This window comes from Mucilaginibacter aureus, from assembly GCF_053514885.1.
Genome location: NZ_CP170601.1, coordinates 4871318 through 4894097, shown reverse-complemented (window position 1 = coordinate 4894097; position 22780 = coordinate 4871318). Strand labels below are relative to the sequence as shown.

The 22780-nt window shown below is 43.1% G+C and carries 20 protein-coding genes; 7 read left to right on the top strand and 13 right to left on the bottom strand.

Annotation, left to right across the window (positions count from 1 at the left end):
- The first annotated feature begins 6 nt into the window (after positions 1-6).
- A complete protein-coding gene (locus ACFGVR_RS20940) occupies positions 7-687 on the top strand; it encodes a hypothetical protein (protein ID WP_448699487.1) in 681 nt (226 codons plus the stop codon).
- On the opposite strand, the gene bioD is transcribed toward ACFGVR_RS20940, so the two are convergent.
- The 4 genes from bioD to ACFGVR_RS20920 are packed head-to-tail and all read right to left on the bottom strand — an operon-like array spanning position 672 to position 3684.
- The gene (gene bioD / locus ACFGVR_RS20935) at positions 672-1298 is read right to left on the bottom strand and encodes a dethiobiotin synthase (RefSeq protein ID WP_448699486.1); all 627 of its coding nucleotides are present in this window, start codon (positions 1296-1298) and stop codon (positions 672-674) included. The genes ACFGVR_RS20940 and bioD overlap by 16 nt on opposite strands.
- Positions 1279-2394: an aminotransferase class I/II-fold pyridoxal phosphate-dependent enzyme gene (locus ACFGVR_RS20930; RefSeq protein WP_448699484.1), complete on the bottom strand. Its 1116-nt coding sequence runs from the start codon at positions 2392-2394 to the stop codon at positions 1279-1281. The genes bioD and ACFGVR_RS20930 overlap by 20 nt, the downstream gene beginning before the upstream one ends.
- 57 nt (positions 2395-2451) lie before the next feature.
- Positions 2452-2883 (bottom strand): hypothetical protein, encoded by a 432-nt coding sequence (locus tag ACFGVR_RS20925; RefSeq protein ID WP_448699483.1) that lies wholly within the window; start codon positions 2881-2883, stop codon positions 2452-2454.
- A 24-nt stretch (positions 2884-2907) separates the two neighbouring features.
- A complete protein-coding gene (locus ACFGVR_RS20920; protein ID WP_448699482.1) occupies positions 2908-3684 on the bottom strand; it encodes an XRE family transcriptional regulator in 777 nt (258 codons plus the stop codon).
- A gap of 80 nt (positions 3685-3764) precedes the next feature.
- On the opposite strand from ACFGVR_RS20920, the gene ACFGVR_RS20915 reads away from it, so the two are divergent.
- Entirely contained in the window at positions 3765-4133 is a 369-nt protein-coding gene (locus ACFGVR_RS20915; RefSeq protein ID WP_448699481.1) for a GIY-YIG nuclease family protein, read from the top strand.
- Here ACFGVR_RS20915 and msrB read toward each other — a convergent pair.
- The 4 genes from msrB to ACFGVR_RS20895 all read right to left on the bottom strand — a co-directional run bounded on the left by msrB (position 4123) and on the right by ACFGVR_RS20895 (position 10865).
- Positions 4123-4599 (bottom strand): peptide-methionine (R)-S-oxide reductase MsrB, encoded by a 477-nt coding sequence (gene msrB, locus ACFGVR_RS20910; protein WP_448699480.1) that lies wholly within the window; start codon positions 4597-4599, stop codon positions 4123-4125. The genes ACFGVR_RS20915 and msrB overlap by 11 nt on opposite strands.
- A gap of 112 nt (positions 4600-4711) precedes the next feature.
- On the bottom strand, positions 4712-5299 hold the full coding sequence (locus ACFGVR_RS20905; RefSeq protein WP_448699479.1) for a fasciclin domain-containing protein: 588 nt from the start codon (positions 5297-5299) through the stop codon (positions 4712-4714).
- A gap of 13 nt (positions 5300-5312) precedes the next feature.
- Positions 5313-8465, bottom strand: a complete 3153-nt coding sequence (locus ACFGVR_RS20900) for a DPP IV N-terminal domain-containing protein (protein ID WP_448699478.1) — start codon at positions 8463-8465, stop codon at positions 5313-5315.
- A 75-nt stretch (positions 8466-8540) separates the two neighbouring features.
- Positions 8541-10865: a penicillin-binding protein 1A gene (locus tag ACFGVR_RS20895; protein WP_448699477.1), complete on the bottom strand. Its 2325-nt coding sequence runs from the start codon at positions 10863-10865 to the stop codon at positions 8541-8543.
- Positions 10866-10976: 111 nt separating this feature from the next.
- On the opposite strand from ACFGVR_RS20895, the gene ACFGVR_RS20890 reads away from it, so the two are divergent.
- Positions 10977-11858, top strand: a complete 882-nt coding sequence (locus ACFGVR_RS20890; protein ID WP_448699476.1) for a polyphosphate kinase 2 family protein — start codon at positions 10977-10979, stop codon at positions 11856-11858.
- A gap of 137 nt (positions 11859-11995) precedes the next feature.
- Here the strand turns inward: ACFGVR_RS20890 and ACFGVR_RS20885 are convergent, their stop codons facing one another.
- The 4 genes from ACFGVR_RS20885 to ACFGVR_RS20870 form a co-directional block, all read right to left on the bottom strand.
- Positions 11996-12199 carry a hypothetical protein gene (locus ACFGVR_RS20885; protein WP_448699475.1) on the bottom strand — a complete coding sequence of 68 codons (204 nt, stop codon included), beginning with the start codon at positions 12197-12199 and terminating at the stop codon, positions 11996-11998.
- Positions 12200-12230: 31 nt separating this feature from the next.
- The gene (locus ACFGVR_RS20880; RefSeq protein WP_448699473.1) at positions 12231-15260 is read right to left on the bottom strand and encodes a GH92 family glycosyl hydrolase; all 3030 of its coding nucleotides are present in this window, start codon (positions 15258-15260) and stop codon (positions 12231-12233) included.
- A 248-nt stretch (positions 15261-15508) separates the two neighbouring features.
- Positions 15509-16288, bottom strand: a complete 780-nt coding sequence (locus ACFGVR_RS20875) for an amidohydrolase (protein ID WP_448699472.1) — start codon at positions 16286-16288, stop codon at positions 15509-15511.
- A gap of 42 nt (positions 16289-16330) precedes the next feature.
- Entirely contained in the window at positions 16331-17476 is a 1146-nt protein-coding gene (locus tag ACFGVR_RS20870; protein WP_448699471.1) for a methionine aminotransferase, read from the bottom strand.
- Between the two features lie 506 nt (positions 17477-17982).
- Between ACFGVR_RS20870 and ACFGVR_RS20865 the strand changes: the two genes are divergently transcribed.
- The 4 genes from ACFGVR_RS20865 to ACFGVR_RS20850 are packed head-to-tail and all read left to right on the top strand — an operon-like array spanning position 17983 to position 20860.
- Positions 17983-18960 carry an ABC transporter substrate-binding protein gene (locus ACFGVR_RS20865; RefSeq protein WP_448699469.1) on the top strand — a complete coding sequence of 326 codons (978 nt, stop codon included), beginning with the start codon at positions 17983-17985 and terminating at the stop codon, positions 18958-18960.
- Positions 18960-19829, top strand: a complete 870-nt coding sequence (locus tag ACFGVR_RS20860) for an ABC transporter permease (protein WP_448699468.1) — start codon at positions 18960-18962, stop codon at positions 19827-19829. The genes ACFGVR_RS20865 and ACFGVR_RS20860 overlap by 1 nt, the downstream gene beginning before the upstream one ends.
- Positions 19826-20575, top strand: a complete 750-nt coding sequence (locus ACFGVR_RS20855; protein WP_448699466.1) for an ABC transporter ATP-binding protein — start codon at positions 19826-19828, stop codon at positions 20573-20575. The genes ACFGVR_RS20860 and ACFGVR_RS20855 overlap by 4 nt, the downstream gene beginning before the upstream one ends.
- A 30-nt stretch (positions 20576-20605) precedes the next feature.
- Positions 20606-20860, top strand: coding sequence for a hypothetical protein (locus ACFGVR_RS20850; protein WP_448699464.1), 255 nt, complete (start codon positions 20606-20608; stop codon positions 20858-20860).
- Here ACFGVR_RS20850 and ACFGVR_RS20845 read toward each other — a convergent pair whose 3' ends face one another.
- Positions 20861-22756 (bottom strand): OmpA family protein, encoded by a 1896-nt coding sequence (locus ACFGVR_RS20845; protein ID WP_448699463.1) that lies wholly within the window; start codon positions 22754-22756, stop codon positions 20861-20863. It abuts the gene before it with no gap.
- Positions 22757-22780 lie beyond the last annotated feature (24 nt).

Here is a 22780-nt window from a genome sequence, read left to right as displayed (position 1 = left end):
ATCATCATGAAAATAAAATTAGTTTATTGCCTCCTTTTTTTTGCTTTTGTATTAAATAATAAAGCTGTGTTTGCACAGGGTAAGCCAGGGCAAAACCAGGTGTACATGAATGGGGTCTCTGTAAAAGAAACTGATCATTCTGGGATTGAGGGTTCTCCTTTTTTAAATGATGATTGGGCAACCGGCCTGGTTATGCTTGCAGATGGCAGAACTTTTAAGGATATGTCTTTAAAATATAACATATACAAAGATGAGTTGTATTTTAAAGACCCGAATGGAGAAACAAAGTCATTTTCAAACTTGGTAAGGGAGTTTAAAATAGAAGGCGGTAATTCTAACTCACAAGATTTTAAAAACGGCTTTACCAATATATCAGGCTATACAGCACGATCTTTTTTTCAGGTACTTAGTGAAGGAAGTGTACAGCTATTAAAAAAGCACAGATGTTCAGTGACAGAAACTACGGGAATTGATTTAGGTACAGTAACCCAAAAGTTTACTGAAAAAGAAAGTTATTACATTATTATATCAGGCGTGGCTACTTTGATAAAAAAGGACAAAAAATCAGTACTGGCTTTATTGAGCAATAAGCAAAGCGAATTAGAGACGTATATTAAATCCAATAAATTAGATTTGAAAAATGACGAAGACCTCGCTAAGTTGATTAATTATTATAATTCAATATAGTTAGCCATCGTTAAAACATTAGCCTTGTTTATCAAATTTAGGATAGGTACGTAAGCTACCTGGCTGATATGGGTAATTGATTTAATTACCGCCTCGGTATATTCATCACTCTCTCCGTTAAATAAAATACATTTAATTGGGATGTCCCTTGAGCGTAACGCATCAATAGATAACAGCGTATGGTTAATGCTGCCTAAATAATTTTGCGAAACCAATATTACCTCGGCATTGAGTTGTTTGATCAGGTCGATCATTAGAAAACGGTCGTTTAACGGTACCATTAAACCGCCCGCACCTTCAATAATCAATTGGTTGTCCGTTTCGGGGATGATGATTTTTGCCGGATCAATTTCAATACCATCCAGCGCTGCTGATTTATGTGGCGAAAATGGCTGGGTTAAGCGGTATGCTTCCGCATGAAATTTAGATACCTGGTTTGATACCAGGCTTTTTACCAACAAGGTGTCGCTGTTTTCGAGGTCGCCGGATTGAATGGGTTTCCAATAATCAGCTTTTAGTTTTTCGACTAAAATTGCCGATACGATGGTTTTACCAATTCCGGTACCAATTCCGGTAATAAATAGCGGTCGTTTAGTCATGGATGTTTTCATTTAACAACTTGGTAAGCTTAGTAATATCAGTGTCGGTATTAAAGGCATGCAGGCATAACCGCAAACGCTCCGTACCCTGGGCTACTGTAGGGCTTAAAATCGGCCTTACATCAAAGCCTGCATTACGGATCAAGGCTGCAGTATTAGCTGTTAATTCGTTTCCGCCGATAACAATGCATTGGATACCACTGTTGCTTTCAACCAGGCCCGGTATAGTTACATGTGCTTTAAATAATTCGATATTGCTTTTCAGCATTTCCTGTTGTTTTACCGATTGCGCTAAATAACGGTAAGCTACCTTAATACCCGCCAGTTGCGCAAACGAAGCTGCAGTGGTGTATATAAATGATCGCGCGAAATTGATCAGGTAATTGCGCAGCGACTCACTTCCTAAAACAATAGCCCCATGCGCACCCAATGCCTTGCCGAAAGTAACAACCGTAGCAAATACTTTATCCTGTAAATTAAGCTCGTTTATTAATCCCCGGTTAAATACTCCCACGGCATGTGCTTCATCAACAATTACGTGCGCATTGTATTTATCAGCCAAAGCTATTATTTGGGTAACCGGTGCGGTATCTCCATCCATTGAGTATACGCTTTCTACCGCGATATAACAATTACCTTTAGCCTGCTTTAGCTTATCCTCAAGGTTATTGAGATTGTTATGCTTAAAGGTATACCGGTTAGCATGACTTAACCTTACACCGTCAATAATACTGGCGTGTATCAGCTCATCGGTAATCACAGTATCGCCGCGTTGCGGCAGGCTTGAGAATAGCCCTACATTAGCATCATATCCCGAATTAAAGATCAATCCGGCCTGAGCCTTGTGGAATGTGGCTATGTGGTGTTCAAGTTCTTCACAAAGGGCTGTATTGCCGCTCAGCAACCGCGAGCCTGTAGATCCATTTAAATGTGTGTGCTGGTGCAGATATTGACTTATATCTTCTTTGATTTCAGGCGATCTGGCGAAGCCCAGGTAATCGTTCGAATAAAAATCGATCAGGCCGTTTTCAGGTTTGAGCGACCGGTAAGTTCCGTTTGCCTTCCTTTCCTCAAGTTTGTTCTGAATATAGATCTCAGCTTTAGTCAATGCAATAATTTTGCACTAAAATAAGAAAAGCGGCTCAAGGCCGCTTTTTCTTTTAAATTATTTTTGTGATGGAGGAGGAGTGCCGCCACCGCCGCCGCCACGGTTCTGCATTCTTGCAGCCTGATCTGCTAAAATTTTATCATAAGCTTTTTTCTGATCATCAGTAGTTAAAATTGCTTTGATTTTATCAGTTGTAGCTTTTCTCATCGGCATCATTGCAGTCATCATCGCTTGCCTGTCGCCATTTGCAGCAGTTCTGATGCTATCCATTTTTGCAGCTTGTGCTGTAAAAATGGCAGTAACTTTAGCTGTTTGATCGTCGGTTAGCGTTAGCTGGGTTTGTAAATTTTTGGCCTGTTCTGCCGGAGTCATTCTTTGACGACCCTGAGCCTTGCTCAGAGACACTATGCTTACCACGAAGCAACATACCATCAATAGTTTTTTCATTTTCTTTAAGTTTTTTATTGTATATGATAAAGATAACGGCATTTAGTTTAATATCAAATACGTAACTTAATTGTTGCTTTGCTCCATTTTTGATATAGAACGCTGCATTTGCATCATCATAGCAGTTAGGCTTTCCATGGTAGGTTCGGCAACAGGTTGTGGTAACTGTGTTGATATAAAGGCTTTTGCTTTCCATAATTCAAGTATGTCTTCGCTGCCAACTTCATATGGCTCATATACCGGATTATCCGAGACTAACTTCAGCTTTTTTTGATCTTTAAATTTGTTACCAATGCGTTTGTAAACCACACCATCATTTTTGCTTACCACAACGTAGGTTTCGGCATTTTTTACATCGGCCCAGTTTTCTACATATTCGGCTATAATAATAGACCCGGATGGTAATGGCAGCATCGAATCGCCTTTGATCTCGAAGGCCCGGTAAGTACCATTGGTAAACATAGGCAGGCTAAACTTTGGTAGTTTAGCTACATATTCAGGATCGGCATAACCATTCATATAACCGGCGCTGGCTTTAACCGGCACCAATTCGATGTTCTCGTTATCATCCCTGTCAACAGAAATACTTAACACCCTTAAGTTTGCAGGGTTGCCCTTTGGTTTGGGCGCCCATTTGTCATCAATCACCTCATTTATAAAATCATCAACAGTAATATCGAAAAATAATGCTATCTTTTTTAGCAAATCGTACTTAGGTTCAGCACGTTCTTCTTCGTATGCACCTACCAGTGATCTTTTTATATCTATCTGATCTGCAAACTGTTGCTGTGTTAATCCCTTCTTTTTTCTAAGGAATTTAATATTTGATGAAATATTTGACATAAAATTTGGATTTACTAAAATTGTTAGTATTTTTATGCCAATAAAATTAGTAATTATTTTTCATTTAACAAATAAAAATTATGAACAGCTTCATTTATATCATTACAGACCGTAACCGCAACTGTTTACATACCGGCATGTGCACCGATTTGCTAAAGACATTAGACTTTTACACGCAAATGCCAAACTTGTTTTTTGACAGTGCACAACAGCTTAACCGCCTGGTATATTTTGAAGAATTTACTAACGAGGAACAAGCCATGCAACGCTTTAAATTTGTAAGCACCTTTACCAGGGCTCAAAAAGAAAAAATGATCAGATCTGTTAATCCCGACTGGGTAGACCTGACCATTGGTTTGCGTTTTGAAATTAATGCTGCCCAGCAGTTACAGCAACGCCGGGCAATTCGTCCTGCTATGGCTAAGCAGCGCAAGTATGTTATTTCTTAACAAATTTTAATGCTCCCGAATTCATACAATATCTTTTACCGCCCCTGTTGGCCGGGCCGTCATCAAAAACATGGCCCAGGTGTAAACCTGTACTTTTCTCAATAACCTCGCTGCGCTCGCCGTCGGCATCTCTTCTTATTTCAATAACATTGGGGTTTGCCGGTTTAACAAAACTTGGCCAACCGGTTCCGCTATCATACTTGTCGTCCGATGTAAATAATACATCGCCTGTAGCAGCACTTACAAACACACCTTTTTCGTGCATATCAAAATACGCGTTTTTATAAGGCGGCTCAGTGCCTTGTTCAACCATAATGTAATACTGGTTGGGTGTTAATATCTTTTTCCATTCGGCCGCAGTTTTTGCTTTAGACCTTTGGGCAGATTTGGTTTGCGCGTTAGTAGCAGTATATCCGCAAAAAGCGATAAATAACGTCAGCGCTAAAATGTTTAATGCTTTTTTCATTTGATATTCAATTGGTTTAGTTATAGTTTGCCCATATTGGCAACTGTAATTAAATACGCATTAAAATACAAGCCGGTTTTTTGAGTAAGCCGGGTTTTACAAACTAATGATACTAATTTGTTTTGAAAGACAACGGAGCGGTTATCACATCAAGCAAACCATTGCTTTGTTCAATATCAAACTGGCTAACAGTAGCCTGGTTTCCATTGGCATCGGTTAAAACAATGTTTCTATCAGGATTGATCTTTGCCATTAGCGTAGTACCAGCTACGGTTGTGATGCTGGTTTGCCCGTTAGCCTTAATTTGTTTCGCAATATCTTTTGCACTTAATTTACCCTTTACTAAATAGCTATTAACCTGTTGGGTAAGGTCGGCGCTATGTGCCGGTTTCATCAGCGAATCAATAGTGCCCGCAGGCAGCTTTTTAAAGGCATTATCGGTAGGGGCAAACACTGTATAAGTACCGCTCTTTAGTGTTTCGGCTAAGCCGGATGCCGATAGCATGGCAGCAAATATGGTATGATCTTTTGATTTAGATAAGTTTTTCACCAGGTCGTTAACCGAACTCATCATACCATCGCCAACCATACGTGTTTTAGGCGTAGGTTGTTTTGCCGCTGTTTTTTTTGAAGAATCTGTTTGAGCGTTCGCATTAAAGGCTATCATTACAACAGCTAATAATATGATGATCTTTTTCATAAGTTTTATGTAATTACCAACCCGGTGCAAAGTTTAAGCCAAATACAGGTCTCCGGATATCGGTACGGTTAAACGGAAACGCATAGTAAGGTTCTAAAATAAACGCGCCAAACACATTTATCCGTAGCGACAGACCAACGCTGGTTGCAGGTACACGCTCCAATTTACCATTAATGATATCGGGATTAGTTTTAAAGATCGAAATTTTATCACCGCCGTTCCATGCTAAACCGGCATCGTAAAACAAATTAAGGTCCGAAAAGAAGAACTTTGATTTGATCTGCGATAGTTTTTCTGGTCCGGTAAACGGTAAACGAACTTCGAAATTAAAAACTGCCATGCTGTTACCCGACAGTTCATCAATAGTAAAATTATTAGATGTTGGCGTTGATGTAGAACCATTATTGTTATAGAAGGTGTTAGGCTCGTACCCACGAATGTAGAATGGATAACCTACATACAAGGGGTATAACCCGCTGCTGTTGCCGATGCGGCCATAGCTAAAAAATCTTGTTGCAAAAGTTACCGGGGCTACACGCACGTATTTACGCAGATCAATAGTAGGGGCAAAGAATTTATAGGTGCCAAAATCGTATTCAATACCTAAACGATACCTAAAGCCGGTTAGCGGAGAGGTAATGGCAAAATACGAGTTATCGCCAACAAAGGCTGCGCTTAACTGGTATAAGGCGTACGAATTTAGGTTGGTAAAATATCTTTGCGCCGCCAGATCCTGAGTTTCCTCGTTATTAGGTACCTTAACATGGCCGCTGTTTAAATAACTGCCGGTTGTATAATCAAAGTCGGTATAGTACCGGTCAACTCTAAAGTAGTTGTAAACCGCTCCCGTACCAAACTCTATCCGGTGTACTTTTGAAAACGGATAAGAAGTGAACAATTGGATCCCGTCCTGAAAATTGCGGATAATATCCTGCCGTTCCTGAATTGCGGTGGTGGTTTGCGAATTGTTTAGGGGATAATTAGGGATAAAAACTTCACTATAAAAGCCATACTGTTGTGGTATGTGCGATAAACCTACACCAAAGTTCCAACGGCCCTTTTGCCTGATATAAGCTACCTGCGCACCAAAATCATAAACCTGGCCGTTAACATTTGCACCTGCAAAAATCTGGTTTTGACCGAGTATATCGCTAAATACACCTTGTATACCGCTTGCCAAACTTGCACCGTATTGTGTGCTTGCGCCGATACCTACGCCACTGCTGGCCAGGTAATCCAGTTTAAACTGGGGGCGGTATCTTTCACTCTCGATCGAATCTATCGGGAGTTTTTGATAAGCCAGGAAGTTATTTAAATTGGAGTTGATCAGGTCGACACCTACCGACTTTGCAGGTGGCAATAATGCCGCATCAAAATTTAACCCCTGCGGATCGACAACTTTAGGCTTAAAATCGGACACGCGAGCGTTGTACAGCGCATATTTCTGCGCTTTGTAATATGAGTAAACAACATCATTATTATAAGATAAACTCAGCGCCGGCGAAAACTCGGTAATACCACTGATGCCGGTAAACAGGTCTGTCATTTGCTCAACCTTGCCATCGCTTAAGGTATAGCGGTACATATTTCTGAAGCCATCCCGGTTTGACAGGAAATAGATCTGCTTATCATCAGCCGAAAACTGCGGGTTAAGGTTATTGGCGCCGTTAAATATGGTAATGTCGGTTATTTTTTTGGTAGCCAGATCCATTACCGCGAGGTTAAACGGAATAGTTTGCGCCAATGATTTATCGTAAGTAGTACGATCCGACGAGAACACCAGTGATTTGCCATCGTGCGAATAGCTTGGCTGATAATCCGAATATTTATCATCGGTTAACCGGGTTAGCTCTTTATCTTCAAAACTGTACATGTACAGGTCGCTCTGCCCTTCAGACATTCCGCTAAATACCACGTTATTACCATCGGGCGACCAGGTTACGTAGCTAAATTGTTCGGCCTCGCCCATGGGGATAGTAGCCAGGATGTGCCCGTTAGCTACGTTAACAATAACCAGCTTATTGCGCCCGCCGCTAAACACACTAAAGGCAAAGCGCTTACTATCCGGCGACCATGCGCCCGCCGACTCAATAAAGTTAAATTCGTCGATGTGGGTATTGGATACCTTACTGGTTAACTTTCGTAAAATTTTGCCCGTATGCGCATCTGCCAGGTAAAGATCGACCGTAAACAGGTCCTTCTCCGAAAGGAAAGCTACATAATTACCGTCCGGACTAATGGCAGGCGCCACATTCATTTCGCCCGAGTTTTTATAATCAATAATTTTATTACCGTTAGGTACCTGGGCAGTATCCTTTAAAAAGGGTTTGTAGGCCGCCTGTATCGAGTTTTTCCATAAACTGGATAGGGTTTTCTCATCATAACCAAACGTTTTACGTATGCCGTAATCTAACCCGAAACGCGCGGTGTTTTTAAAGAAGGGTACGATCACGGTATCGCCATAGGTAGACCCAATGAACGACCAGAATGCCTCGCCATAACGGTAAGGGAAGTATTTGCCGCTCTCGGTCAGATCGCGGATGGTGGGTATGTCTTTGGTCAAATAAGCATCGCGCATCCACATCGCAGTGTAAGCATCTTTTTTACCTAACGACAGATACTCGGCCATACCCTCTATCATCCACAATGGTATGTTACCAATTTCAGAAAAGTTAGTACTATCGTTGTCCATCAGCGAGTGATACTGGAAAGCGTGAACCATTTCGTGGCCGATCACGTGGCGGGTAGTCTGGTTGTTTTCCATAAAAGGCATTACTATCCGGTTTTTTAAGCCTTCGGTAACACCGCCGGTACCAACGCCAATCTCGCCCTCGATAGCCGTAGTCTGCTGAAAATCGGGATGATCCGCATAAATAATGATCGGGTTGGGGCGCTTAAAAGTATCACGAAAAACCTGCTGGTGCAAGGTATACCACAATTCGGTCTCCTGTGCAAATCGTTTGATCAGGCTATCGTTTTTGATGTAATAATAGATCTCAAAATGCGGGGTGCGAAACACCTGGAAGTCGAGGTTTTTATAACGTACCTTATTTTGACCAAAATACTGGGCCTGGGCATTGGTAGATGTTAAAAGAGCGGCTGCAGTAAAAATAAAGAAAGCAATAGCAGCTATATTGAATCGCGAAAGTAAATATCGTTTATTCATATATTGATATTTGTGAGCCATATATGGCGTTAATATAATCAAAATTAACCTTTACATAACGGTTAAAGTCGCTATTTATTTGTTCGGCGGAACGTTTTCAGCCGGATTTTTTTGTGGGTCCGGCTCATTTAGTTTTAACTGAGCAGTATCAAGCAAAGTACTGTCGGCCGATAGCGTGTCTGTTTTAATGTGCGGCGACGGGCAATCATATTGCTTGGTGATCTTGGTCCAGGGTTTAGGGAACGGCCCGGGTGCATAACCCGATTTCGGATCGGCATAAACCTTCTCCATAAAACGCCCGAAGATAGGTAAAGCCGTGTGCGAGCCCTCGCCACTGTCGGTAGTGGTAAAGTGTACACTTCGGTCATCCGCGCCCACCCAAACGCCTGTTACCAGGTCCTTGGTGACGCCCATATACCAGGCATCGACGTATTTTGACGAAGTGCCTGTTTTACCGCCAATCTGGTTGTCGTTTTTCTTCCATAAGCCCGGGTATTCCCATAAAGCCTGCGAAGTACCACCCGGTTCTTCCATGCCCCCGCGGAACATATACAGCATCAGCCATGCAGTTTCTTCGCTTAGCACTTTTTCGGTTTTCAAGCTAAATTCCTGCAATACATTGCCATCCTGATCGGTTATTTTGGTTACCAGGATAGGATCTATCTTGTTGCCTTTGTTAAGGAATGTACTGTAAGCACGCACCATTTCGTAAACCGAAACATCGTTGGTGCCTAAAGACACTGATGGTATGGATTTTAACGGACTTTCAATGCCACATTTGTGCGCATATTCAACCACTTTATCCCAACCTACTTTTTCGGTAAGCTGCGCGGTTATCGAGTTAACCGATTTACCCATAGCCCAGCGTAACGACATTTCCTGGTACGAAAAACTGAACGAAGCGTTTTTTGGCTCCCAAACCTCATCCTTGCCACCATCCTTAAATTTGATGGATACGGGCTGATCCACAAACTTATCACAAGGTGAAAAGCCATTATCAAGCGCAGTAACATAAGCGAACGGCTTAAAGGTTGAACCCGCCTGGCGTTTGGACTGGTTAACGTGGTCGTAATTAAAATATTTATGGTCAATGCCACCCACCCATACTTTGATCTTGCCGCTTGTTGGTTCAATGGTCATCATACCGGTATTGAGCATACGAGCATAATATTGTATCGAGTCGAGCGATGAGAAGGTCGTATCGCGGTCGCCATGCCAGGTAAATACCTTCATTTTTTTCTGGCGACTTAAAAACCAGCGTATCGAATCGATATTGCCTTTATATTTTTTGTCCAAAGCTTTAAAGACAGGCAGCTTGGCGGCTACCTTCATGGCATAATCAGGTATTTCATTGCCGTCAGGGTCGCGCCAGGGGTTCTTTTTACCCCAAAGGTTATTAAACCTATTTTGCAGCATTTTCATTTTTTCGGCAACAGCTTCTTCGGCGTATTGCTGTAACCGCGAATCAATAGTGGTATATATCTTCAGGCCATCCTCGTACAGATCATAACCATTATCAGTGCACCACTTGGCCAGCCATTTTTCAACTGCCCGGCGGATGTACGAGTCGCCCTGAGATTCATCTTCTACATAACTCAGGTCGAGATTAAGCGGTTTGGCGCTGTACAGATCAAGATCAGCCTTGGTTAAATAGTTGTTCTTATTCATTTGCTTAAGTACAGTATTGCGCCGCTCTAACGATTTTTCGGGGTTTTTGATCGGGTTGTAGGTTGATGTTGCCTTTAACATACCGATCAGTGTAGCAGCTTCTGCAGTGTTTACGCCAAACGGATCTTTGTTAAAGTACTTGCGTGATGCTGTTTTGATACCGAACGAGTTATTACCAAACGGTACCGTATTGAGGTAAAGCGTTAAAATTTCCTGCTTGCTGTAAACATGCTCAATTTTATAGGCTGTTATCCACTCTTTACATTTAAAAACCAGGGTTCGCAAAATAGGGATGTGCCGTATAAAACCCTGCGACTTCTTTTTACGTGTTTCGAAAAGGTTTTTGGCTAATTGCTGGGTAATGGTACTGCCACCACGTCTTCCGCCTTTGGCTGTTGAAAGCATGCTGGTAAAGAACGAGTAGAAGTCGACGCCGCCGTGCTGGTAAAAACGCTGATCTTCGGTAGCAATCAATGCGTTGATGAGATTAGGTGATATGTTTTTAAATTCGACAGGCGAACGGTTCTCTTTGTAAAATTTTCCCAGCAGTTTCCCATCCGAATAATAGATATCTGACGAGAGTGAAAGGCTTGGGCTTTTAATGTCCTGCATATCAGGAGAATAGCCAAATAGCCACAAAAAATTAAGCTCAATTGCACAAAAGAACAGGATAAGGAAATAGACGAAAATAACGAAGTAACGTAGGAAACGGTTTTTTATACGTTTGAACATTGGGTAAAGATGTAAAATTATGGGGCTAATTCATAGCTCCACAACAAATATTAACATTATTGGTTTGTTTAACGAATATTAGGGTTAACTTGTACAAAGCTATTTTTTAGTATGGAAAGTCTGGTTAAAAAATTCAAAATTTCTTCGGGTAGCCATTTCGATTTTAAGGATCATCCAACGGACGATACCGGCGATTACAAAAAGGAAGATGCCGAAACCCTGTTAGCTGATCTTAAAACAAAAATAGGATTGCTGCAACAAGAACTTTATGCCGAAAATAAGCACGCGCTGCTCATTATCTTCCAGGCGATGGATGCGGCAGGTAAAGACAGTGCCATTGCCCATACCATGAGCGGCCTAAACCCGCAGGGTTGCCAGGTTTACAGCTTTAAGCAGCCCAGCACCGAAGAACTGGATCACGATTTTTTATGGCGCCACTACCAGGCTTTGCCCGAACGCGGCCGCATCGGCATCCATAACCGCTCGCATTACGAAAACGTGCTGGTTTGCAAGGTGCATCCCGAACTGGTGGTTGAGCAGCGCATTCCCGGTATCGGGCACGTTAACGATATTGGACATGACTTTTGGGAAGATCGCTATCAAAGCATCCGATCGTTCGAACAGCATCTCAGCAACAACGGCACCGTCATTATTAAATTCTTTTTAAACGTGTCGAAAGGTGAGCAGCGCGACCGCTTTCTTAAACGCATCGATGACCGTGAAAAGAACTGGAAATTCTCTGCAACCGACATCGCCGAAAGGCATTATTGGGGCAAATACATGGATGCCTATAAAAAAGCCATTAACGCTACTGCGGATGATAAAGCTCCCTGGTATATTATCCCGGCCGATAAAAAATGGTTTACCCGGATAGCTATCTCAACCATTATGCTCAAAACCCTGGAGGGTTTGAAGCTAAGTTATCCCGTTTTACCCAAAGCTGAAAAGGAAAAGCTACAGGAGGCAGCGGCCGTGCTAAGAGGTGAAAAGTAGAATTTAACAGGTTTGAATTTTTTATCAAATTTATAATTATCCTGACTTAAACGTTGGTAAAAGGTGGGTATTTGTCGGTATATTTTAAATGATTTTCTAAAAGTATTGCCGAAATGTTAATGGAGAGAATTATTTGTTCACTTAATAAAGCGGTGTTTATTTTCTGCCCACCAATTCTTTTTTGATTCGTCAGCTAACTCGTTGGCCTGCTCTTCGGTGGCTTCGCTATTCCTGATAGCTTCTTTATATTTAAGATAGTTAACTATACGCTCAAACCCCGAAGTGTCTATGTCAGACGGCAAACGGAAGATAATTTCATTATTTGTGCGTTCAATCACCATATTCAAATATACTAATAATCATTCAAAACGCCTAATCCACCGTTATCTCATCGGCAAAAATATAGCTCTGCTCGCCTTTACTTTCATGCCATTCGGGCAACGGGCCGTACTGGTGGGCCACTACTTTAATGTACCGGGCTTTGGCGTTCAAATCGGCGGTAAAGGCCTGCACTTTTACTTCAAGGTCTTTGATATCGATCTTAGTATTCACGGTGGCGGTTTTGATAAAGTTCTTGCCATCGTCAGACGTATAGTAGTCAACCGATTTTGGGAACACGATCCATGCGCCTGTATCCTGTAAAGTTTCGATGCTTACCTTTTTTACCGGTTTAACGGCACCCAGGTCGAGCACCGCTTCCAGATCATTACCCTGGAAACCCTGCCAGTGCCCAACGCGCCAGTTGGTAGTACCGTAAAGGCCGTCTATCAGGGCATCGTTGCTACCGGCGGTATAGTTAGGATGAACTTTACTTAACGAGCCGATCTTCAAGTTATCATTCAGTTTGGTCAGTTTAGCTTCAACCACAAAGCTCGATCTGTCATTTTTGATCCCGATACATTTGATGGTTGTGGTTGCTGATAAGGTAAATGGCTTAACGAACAGGGTAGAAGAAGCAGTAGGCGTTGAACCATCCAGCGTATAATAGATCTTTACGTCACTTTCATTACAGCCGAATGATACGGTAGTTTGCCCTTTAAAGGTAGACGCCGGATAAATTACATAGGGGTTTGGCACGATCAGTTCATCGCTGATGCGTGATGCCGGTTTCTCCAGTTCCTGCATAAATAGTTTGTTGGGCAGGCGACCGGTAAATACCTCCCAATCGCCACCATTGGCAATGTCGTTAAAAGTTAAATACAGTTTATTATAAGGCTTGTTGTTCAGGTTCATGCCTTGCAAATAAAAGCTGGATGCCGAGTAGCCCGAACCTGTGATGTTGAATTTTTTTCCATTCTCCAGGTTGATGGTAATTTTATCAAAGCCCGGTAAGCCGATCAGGTAATCCGGCCCACCCGGAGCTATGGTGTAAAAACCTAAAGCGCTCATTATATACCATGCGCTCATTTGTCCGCAATCTTCGTTACCTGCTAAGCCATCTGGCGTGGCATGGTATTGTTCGCGCATAATTTTGTTCACATAAAATTGTGTTTTATACGGATCATCGGTAAAATTAAACAGGTAAGCCATGTGGTGACTTGGCTCGTTACCATGCGCGTACTGGCCAATTAAACCCGTAATATCCGATTGCGCACGACCGGTTAGTTTATCTGTAGTGGTAAACAATTCTTCCAGTTTGGCTTCAAATTTTTCTTTACCCCCCATGTGATCTATCAGCCCGTCAACATCCTGCGGTACCAAAAATGAGTATTGCCACGAGTTACCTTCGGTGTAGTTATTATTGACATCGGTAGGCAAAAACGGCGCGAACCAGCCGCCGTTTACCCTCGCCCTCATAAAGCCCGTCTCGTTGTCGTACAGGTTTTTCCAGTATTGGGCGCGTTTAATAAAGTCAGCATAGTCCTGCGGCTTGTTCATCATTTTAGCCATCTGGGCAATGCACCAGTCGTCAATAGCGTATTCCAGTGTTTTTGATACCGATTCGTGTTCTCTATCGGCCAAAACCGCTCCGTTTGCGCGATATGAGTCTAACCCATATTGATTGCGGTTAACTGCGGCCTTCATCGCGGTAAGCGCTTCTTCTGCGTTAAAATCACGGATACCCTTTGCGTAAGCATCAACAATAACAGGGATGGAGTGATTACCTACCATACAGTAAGTCTCGCTTGATGCCAATGGCCATATGGGCAACAGGCCGCCCTGCTCATACATCGCTAAAAAGCTTTTAATAAAATCTGTGGTGCGTTTGCGGTTAATAATGGTTTGCAGCGGGTTTTCAGCACGGTAGGTATCCCATAATGAAAAAACTGTATAATAGTCAAAGCCCTCGGCTTTATGCACTTTTTTATCCAGGCCGCGGTATTGTCCGTCAACATCGCTGTACACGTTTGGCGCGCACATGCTGTGGTAAAGCGATGTATAAAAAATAGTCTGCTTAACTTTTGCGTAATCAATATTTGGCTGCCTGTTAGCGCGCGACTGTCCGACACCGCCGTAATTACTGTTCTGATCATTATTCGATACTTGCGGAAGCTCCGAAGCTCCGCCCTGCACATCAATTTTTGCCAGTTCATTGTTCCAATCGGCTTTAGCTGCCCTTTGCACCTTTTTAAAATCAAAATCGGGCACTTCTTTATCCAGGTTGTTCAATGCTCCGTCGGCGCTTACCGATGATATACCCACCTTGGCTATTACCTCGCCGGGATTATCAAATTGGATGTACATCTTTACGTTTTTCCCCTCGATCCTGGTCTGATCGTTTTGTAAAGCGTCGTTTAAGGCTATACCGTACGTTTTAAACGGTTTTGAAAACCTGGCGTAAAAATAAACGTACTGGTCATCCGCCCATGATTTTGAACGGCGGAAACCCCGGATCTCGTGATCGTTCACCATTTCTATCCACGAGTCGAGCACCCTGTCGCGGTATTGCAGATCGATAATGATATTAGCCTGTTTTGTACCACCTGGAAAACTATAGCGGTGCACACCCACACGTTTGGTTGCGGTTAACTCCACATCAACATTGTATTTTTCCAGATGGGTTTTATAATACCCGGGCGATGCCTGCTCGTTTTTCTTTTGAAACGGCGAACTGTAATCTTCTTTTTTAAACTCAGGCTCACCGGTTGTGGGCATAAACAGTACATCGCAATAGTCGGCAATGCCGGTACCGCTTAAATGCGTATGCGAAAAGCCATAAACTATGGTATCAGTATAATGATAGCCTGAACAGCCATCCCAACCGGTTAAGCGGGTATCCGGACTTAACTGCACCATCCCGAAAGGAACCACCGCGCCGGGATAAGTATGGCCATGGCCGCCGGTACCGATAAACGGGTCTACAAGCCTGGTATAATCGCGCTTTGATTGTGCCTGCAGCGACAGATCAGTAATACATAAAATGGTTAAGAGGGATATAAAAAGATGGTGTTTATACTTCATGGTACTATAAACGAAAAAAATGTTGCCGTGAATATCGTGACAAAAAAGTTAATTTCCGTCTCACAGTTTTAAGAGTGAATTATAAAGTTGGATTTAACCACAGAGAGCGCGGAGAATAAGCACAAAGAACACAGAGATTTTATAAACAACTAAAAAGCTCAGTGACCTCCGTGTTTTAGACTCTCTGCGGCCTCTGTGGTTAATCCTAAAAAAATCCGAAATCGAACATCCGACATCCGAAATCAAAACTACTGTTCTATCTCAAAATCATCGGCATCGGCCAAAAACGGCAACTGCCTGCGCACTTTGATCAGTTCTTCGGGGTTAATGGTAAACGTATAAACGTCTTCCTCGTCGCGTTTGTAATATATTACATTGCCGTTAGGGTCAATGCACATCGAATCGCCCGAATGGTAAATTTCGTTACCATCATGGCCAACACGGTTAACGGCAATGATATAACATTGGTTTTCAACCGCTCTTGCGGGGATAAGCGTGCGCCAGTGCAGCGAGCGCTTTTCGGGCCAGTTGGCTACAACCAGCATCAGGTCGTAAGCGGTATCTTTGTTGCGCAGCCACACCGGGAAACGCAGGTCGTAACAAACTATGGGGCATATTTTCCAGCCTTTTAGTTCAACTATCAGGCGTTTGGTACCTGCGGTATACGTATGGTGTTCTTTACCCAGGGCAAATAAATGGCGCTTGTCATAACATTCAAAACTGCCGTCGGCGCGCATCCATATCAGGCGGTTGTAGTATTTGTCTTTTTCGTTGATGATGAGGCTGCCTGTAACCACGCTGTCGTATTTTTGGGCCGTTTCCTTCATCCATTGCATGGTTTTGCCGTTCATGGGTTCGGCCAGGGTTTCGGCATTCATGGTAAAACCGGTGTTAAACATTTCTGGTAAAATGATCAGGTCTGTCTTTTCGCGGATGCCTGATAAACGCAGTGTAATATTCTGCAGATTTTTATCAATGTTCTCCCAAAACAGGTGACCCTGAAACACGGTTATTTTTAAATTTTCCATAGTACGTATAGTTTAGTAAAAACTATTCCATCGGCATGTATATTATATTTTAAGCAGTTTTTCAACCGCATGGTCTAACGTTTCCTGTTTTTTAGCAAAGCAAAAGCGCAATACGTGGTGGTCTGTACCACGGGTATAAAACGCTGATGTAGGTATTGATGCCACCCCAAATTGTTTAGTTATACGCAGCGCAAAATCGCTGTCTTTTTCATCGCTTATCCTGTCGTATTTAACCGATTGAAAATAAGTGCCCGCGCAGGGTAATAATTCAAACCTGGTTTGAGCCAGGGCATTACGAAAATGATCGCGTTTTTGCTGAAAGAAGCCGGGCAGATCAAGATATACACTTTCGTCTTTCAGGTATTCGGCAATGGCGTACTGCATAGGCGAGTTTACGCTGAACACCAAAAACTGATGTACTTTTCTAAATTCCTGCATTAAAAAAGCAGGAGCAAGGCAATAGCCCATTTTCCAGCCGGTATTATGGAAAAGTTTGCCAAATGATGCTGCTATAAAGCTACGTTTTTGCAGTTCTTCATAACGTGCCATACTCCGGTGCTCGTCGCCATCAAAAACCAAATGTTCGTATACTTCGTCGCTCAAAATCAATATATCCGAGTCTTTTACAATACCGGTCAATTCGTCAATATCCTGTTGCTGTAAAACGGTGGCGGTTGGGTTATGCGGCGAATTTAAAATGATCATCCGGGTTTTATTGGTCACCAGCCTGCGTACCATATTCCAGGGTATACGGTAATCGGGCGGCGAAAGTTCCAGCGACTTTACCACACCACCCATTAATTTGATAGCCGGGGCATAAGCATCGTAAGCCGGTTCAAACACAATCACCTCGTCGTTAGGTTGTATGGTGGCACAAATGGCGGTAAATATAGCTTGCGTACCGCCGGCCGTAATGGTTATTTCACTTTCGGGATTATAGCATGCACCATAAAGATTTTCGGTCTTCATGCTGATCTGTTCGCGCAGGCTCATTAACCCTGCCATAGGTGCGTACTGGTTATGCCCGTTTTTCATGGCCCTGTGCACCAGGTCTACCAGTACCGGCGAGCAATCATAATCCGGAAAACCCTGCGAAAGGTTAATAGCGCCAACCTCGGCAGCCAGGGCACTCATCGTGGTAAATATGGTTGTACCTGTTTGTGGAAGTTTGGATGTTATACGTATCATTACCGGCGAAAATAGGGAAAACGGCGGATTAATTAATAATTAAATATTCACATTGAGAATTTAGAAAATAACAGATAGGAATAAATGGTGGTTGCAATATGATGGTTTTAAGGAAGCTTAAGGGGTTTAAGACACAGTTTTTGCAAACAGGCAGCCTCCCTAAGCAACTTGAAATACGATCATTCTTTAGGTAAAAACAGAGGGTGGTTAACAAAAGCAAAACTCCGGATGAGTTTCGTGTTTGTAGGTGTTTATTACATTGATTTTTACTCCGGAGGAGTACCCTGAACGTTGAAAGTATTTTTAGGGCGTTGCCTTCGGCCCGGGTGTTCCGCTCATACTACACTGGCCTTAGCCACGGGCCGGTATCCGCTTCACCCCCTAACGCGATCCAAAGGTCCGATGACATGCAACCTGAGAATCCCATTCAGCGCAAGCGTCCGCTTGTGACCTCCCAACACCACACGCTATGCCTAATTACCTACAAATTTCCTAAATTAGTACCCATGAAGATCAAACATTTACTACTTTGCGCAGCAACAGCCTTTGTATTAGCCTCGTGCCATTCATCACAAAAAGCCAATGTACCTGTAATTGGTTTTGTTGATGCCTTTGAAGATGCCACCATTGCCCAGGCCCGCACCGGTTTTACTGATGCTTTGAAGCAGAACGGCTTTAGCGAAGATCAGCATAATGTAAAAATAGAATATCACAATGCGCAGGGCAGCATCCCTACATTAACATTGATAGTTAACCAGTTTATTGGCGAAAAGGTGGATCTGCTGGCTACCTGCACTACCTTATCAACTATTACCGCACTTCAAAAAACAAAAGATACCGATCTACCGGTATTTGCTATGGTGTCACCAACCCCGTTGTTAATGAAAGTTAATGACGAAGCTGGTGACGCCCCGCATAATCTTTACGGAACATGTGAGGACCTGGATTATATTGATACCTCATTTTCAATTATTCCGCAATTGGTAAAGCCTAAGCATGGCAAATTAACGGTCGGGATGATCTATAACCAATCTGAGCCACAGTCGGTCGACGCCATGGACAGAATAAAGGACCTATCCGAAAAGCTTAAGGTTACGTTGGTAGCTTTACCAGTTAATACTTCTGCTGATGCCCAATTAGTTACACAAGCCTTATTAGGTAAAAATATTGACGTTTTTTTCGCTAATCCTGATAATACTGTTTTTGCCTCATTCGAAACCATCGTAAAAAGCTGCAACAACAAAAATGTCCCCATTTTTACCAGTGAGGCAGGTTTGGTGCAACGCGGTGCAGTTGCCGCCTTTGGGGCTGATATTTACCAATGGGGCTATCAAACCGGTGTACAGGCTGCTAAATACTTAAAAACTCACAAAAGTGAATATTTTAAGTGGGAAATGGTAAAAGTGCGTAAGCGGGTATACAATCCCGCAGCAGCGAAAAAATACGGCATCACCATTCCTGCAAATTTCGAAGCGGTTAAATAATGGATTTTTTGCTCACGGCAATTATACAGGGTTTGTGTTTCTCGGCCATTGCGCTGGGGATCTATATCTCCATGAAGATCTTCAACATCCCCGATATTACTACCGACGGGAGCTATACGCTTGGAGGTGTGGTAACGGCTGTAATGCTAACCCACCATTTGCCTTTTTACGTGGTATTACCTATCGTCATTGTAGCCGGTGCAATTGCCGGGGCTTTAACCGGTTTGATCCACACCAAACTAAAAATAAATGCTTTGCTGGCCGGGATACTGGTCATGACGGCTTTGTATTCGGTTAACCTGGTAATAATGGGGAGATCGAACCTTCCAATAGATATCGACCATACTTTATTCACTTTGGTTAAATTGGTTACCGATGCCAACCAGAACGCACTTATGGTGCTCATCATCTTTGTAGTGTTAATCACTTTACTGATAGGCTACCTGCTCAAAACCGATTTCGGTATTGCCATGCGCGCAACCGGCAACAGTGAATCGATGATCAAGGCCCTGGGCGTAAATACCGACCGCATGAAGATCATTGGCCTGGCCATTGCCAATGCCTTAACTGCTACAAGCGGTTACCTCATTACACAATTCCAGGGTTTTGCCGATATCAGCATGGGTATTGGTATTGTTATCGTGGGCCTGGGTTCAGTCATTATCGGCGAAACATTGATCAACTGGTTTAACATCACCTCCGTTTGGTTAAGCTTGGCCTTGGTACTGTTCGGTGCAATAATATTCCAGTTGGTACTGGCACTCACTTTAAGTTTAGGTGTCGATGCCAACCTGCTTAAATTGGTTACCGCAGTTTTCGTGTTGTTGATTGTTAGTTTACCGCGTTTACAATTATTAAAATCAGCATGATCGATCTCGTATCAGTACATAAAACTTTCAATAAAAGCAAACCTAACGAGGTGGTTGCTTTAAGTGGTATCGATCTGCATATTGCCCAGGGCGAGTTTGTGGTGATCGTAGGCTCAAATGGTTCAGGAAAATCAACACTACTGAATATTATTGCAGGCAGTATACAGCCGACTACAGGCACAATTAGCCTTGACGGAAAAATTGTTAATAATTTACCCGATTACAAGCGCAGCCAATGGATAGCCCGCGTTTTTCAGAACCCGTTAAGCGGTACCGCGCCCGATCTGAGTATATTGGATAACTTTCGTTTAGCGGCCTTGCGTACACATAAAAAAGGTTTAAGCATTGGTGTTAATGAAGCTTTTAGTCAGCAGGTTAAGGATAGGATAGCCATTTTAAATATGGGACTCGAAAACAAGATCAACCAGCCCATGGGTACGCTTTCGGGCGGGCAAAGGCAGGCTTTAACCTTGTTAATGAGCATAATGGACGATTGTAAAATATTGCTTTTGGACGAGCCCACAGCAGCTTTAGACCCACGCTCGGCCGATATTGTAATGAAAACCGCCGATAAACTGATCAAGAATTTTAACCTTACCTCCATACTGATCACCCATAACCTGAAGGATGCCTTTACCTACGGCAACCGCATTATCCAGATGGCCGAAGGGCGGATCATCCACGATAAGGATACTTCCGAAAAATTGCAACTTAAACAAACCGACCTGTTTGAATGGTTTGCCTGATGGCAAAGTTATTGCATAGTGTTGGTCACTATGAAAGCAACAACAAACGATTATATCACCATAAATGATGCCTACCAATTGGTAGAAGGCGCCAAGATCCGCGCGAAAAAATACCCGGAAGAAGTATTTGTGTTGGACCGCTATGATGCCAACAAAAGGGGATACCTTATTTACCCTTTTGACCAGGGCATGCAGTTTAACGATTTCGGGGTAGTAGTAAGCGAAAACGAACTTCGTTACGATTACGAAATAGAAGCCAAGGCCCTGAAAGCAAAAGCCGCTTGATCAGTTTGACACGATCTTGAATTCGGTGCGCCGGTTTTGCTGGCGACCGTCATCGGTTGTATTGGGTGCAATGGGCTGGGTTTTGCCGTAGCCTTTATAAACCAGTCTGGAAACAGCTATGTGCTGCGCGATCAGGTATTGGTAAACAGCTTTAGCGCGGTTTTGCGATAAGGTTTGGTTCAAAGCATCATTGCCGACATCATCCGTATGGCCCGAAACCTCGATCACCACTTTAGGGTTATCGTTTAAAAACGAGATCAGTTTTTGCAGTTCGATCTTCGATTCATCCCTGATATCGAATTTGTTGGTATCGAAGAAAATATTCTTTAAAACCACTTTATTACCCGCTTCAATGGTTTGCAATGGCACATCTATCTGAAACTGCTTTTTCTCATCTTTGCCCGTCAAAGAAAAATTTTCTGAATAGAACATATACCCCCCTTTGGAAATGTTGAGCGCATATCTTTTGCCGGTGATTAAGGTTGCTAAAAAATGGCCGTTATCGCCTAAGGTATTCTGATACACAGTTTTGTTGGTTTCAAGATCAATGATCTCTACTATCGCCATAATCGTCTGGTGGGTTTTGGCATCTTTTACGTCGCCTTTTACAAAGCTTACCACCTTCGGGCGTTTTTCTACAGGCATCTCAAAAGCATAGATATCATACCCACCATACCCTTTCATGTTGTTCGATGCAAAATAGCCCAGGTCGCCGCGGGCATTTAACGTTAATCCGCTGTCATCAGCGTAGGTATTAATGGGGTAGCCCAGATTCTCAGGTTTCTGCCATTTGCCGTCTTTATCCCGGCGGCTTACAAAAATATCCATATTACCCATTCCGGGCCATCCGTTTGACGAAAAGTAAAGCGTGTTATCATCCGGGTGTATAAACGGCGATTGTTCATCGTAAGGCGTATTAACATTAGGGCCCAGGTTTTCAGGCTCTGTCCAGCCCTTATCGGTCAGCGTCGATTTCCAGATATCATAACCGCCAAAACCACCTTTACGGTTGCTTACAAAATACAAGGTCTTACCATCGGCGCTAATAGAAGGCTGTGATTCCCACGCCCTTGAGTTTACCGGCGCACCTAAATTATAAGGCGGCTCCCAATCTTCACCTGCTTTCCTGGTCACATAAATATCACACTGCCCCATGCCTGTAGGGCGGTCGCAGCCGGTAAAAAACAGGTATTCGCCATCCTGGGTAATGGTTTGCGCGCCCTCGTTGTATTTGGGTGTGTTGATCTGCCTGCTCAGGTAAAGCGCCTTGGCCCATTTGCCGTTTTGCTTGGTGCTTTTATAAAAATCTTCGTTGTCGTTTACTTTACGGGTAAATATCAGTTCGCTTTCGTCGGCAGTAACTACGGGCATGTATTCGTCGTCGGCGCTGTTAACCTCCGGGCCCATGTTGTAAGGTTTAAAAGTTACCGGGTGCTGCAACGCTTCGAGCGCAAACCTACAATCACTTAACAAATGGTCGGTATATCTTTTCCTTTCGGGACTAATATTCTCGTAGGTTTGATATTTAAGCAGGTGGGTTTGTGCGTTGGTATAATCGCCTATGTTGATCTCTTCGCTGCCAAGGTTTGAGTAAACACCTTTGTTAAACTCCGGGTTAACCGCAATAACTGCCAGGTAATGTTCAACGGCTTCTTTATGTTGCTTGGTTATCCGTAAAACGTCGGCCAGTTGATTTTGGGCCTCTAAAAATTTAGGGTCAACATCAACCGCGCGTTTTAATGTGGCAATGGCCTGAAAATAAAGCTGATAGTCCAGGCTTTGCCGGGCGCCCAGGTATAACCTTATCGCATCCTTATTGTTGGTGGTGTATTGCTTGTCTTGCGCCTGTAAAACAAACGGTAAGCATAATAACAATGAAAGTAACAAACGTTTCATAGTTGCGTACTTAGGAGAATACGC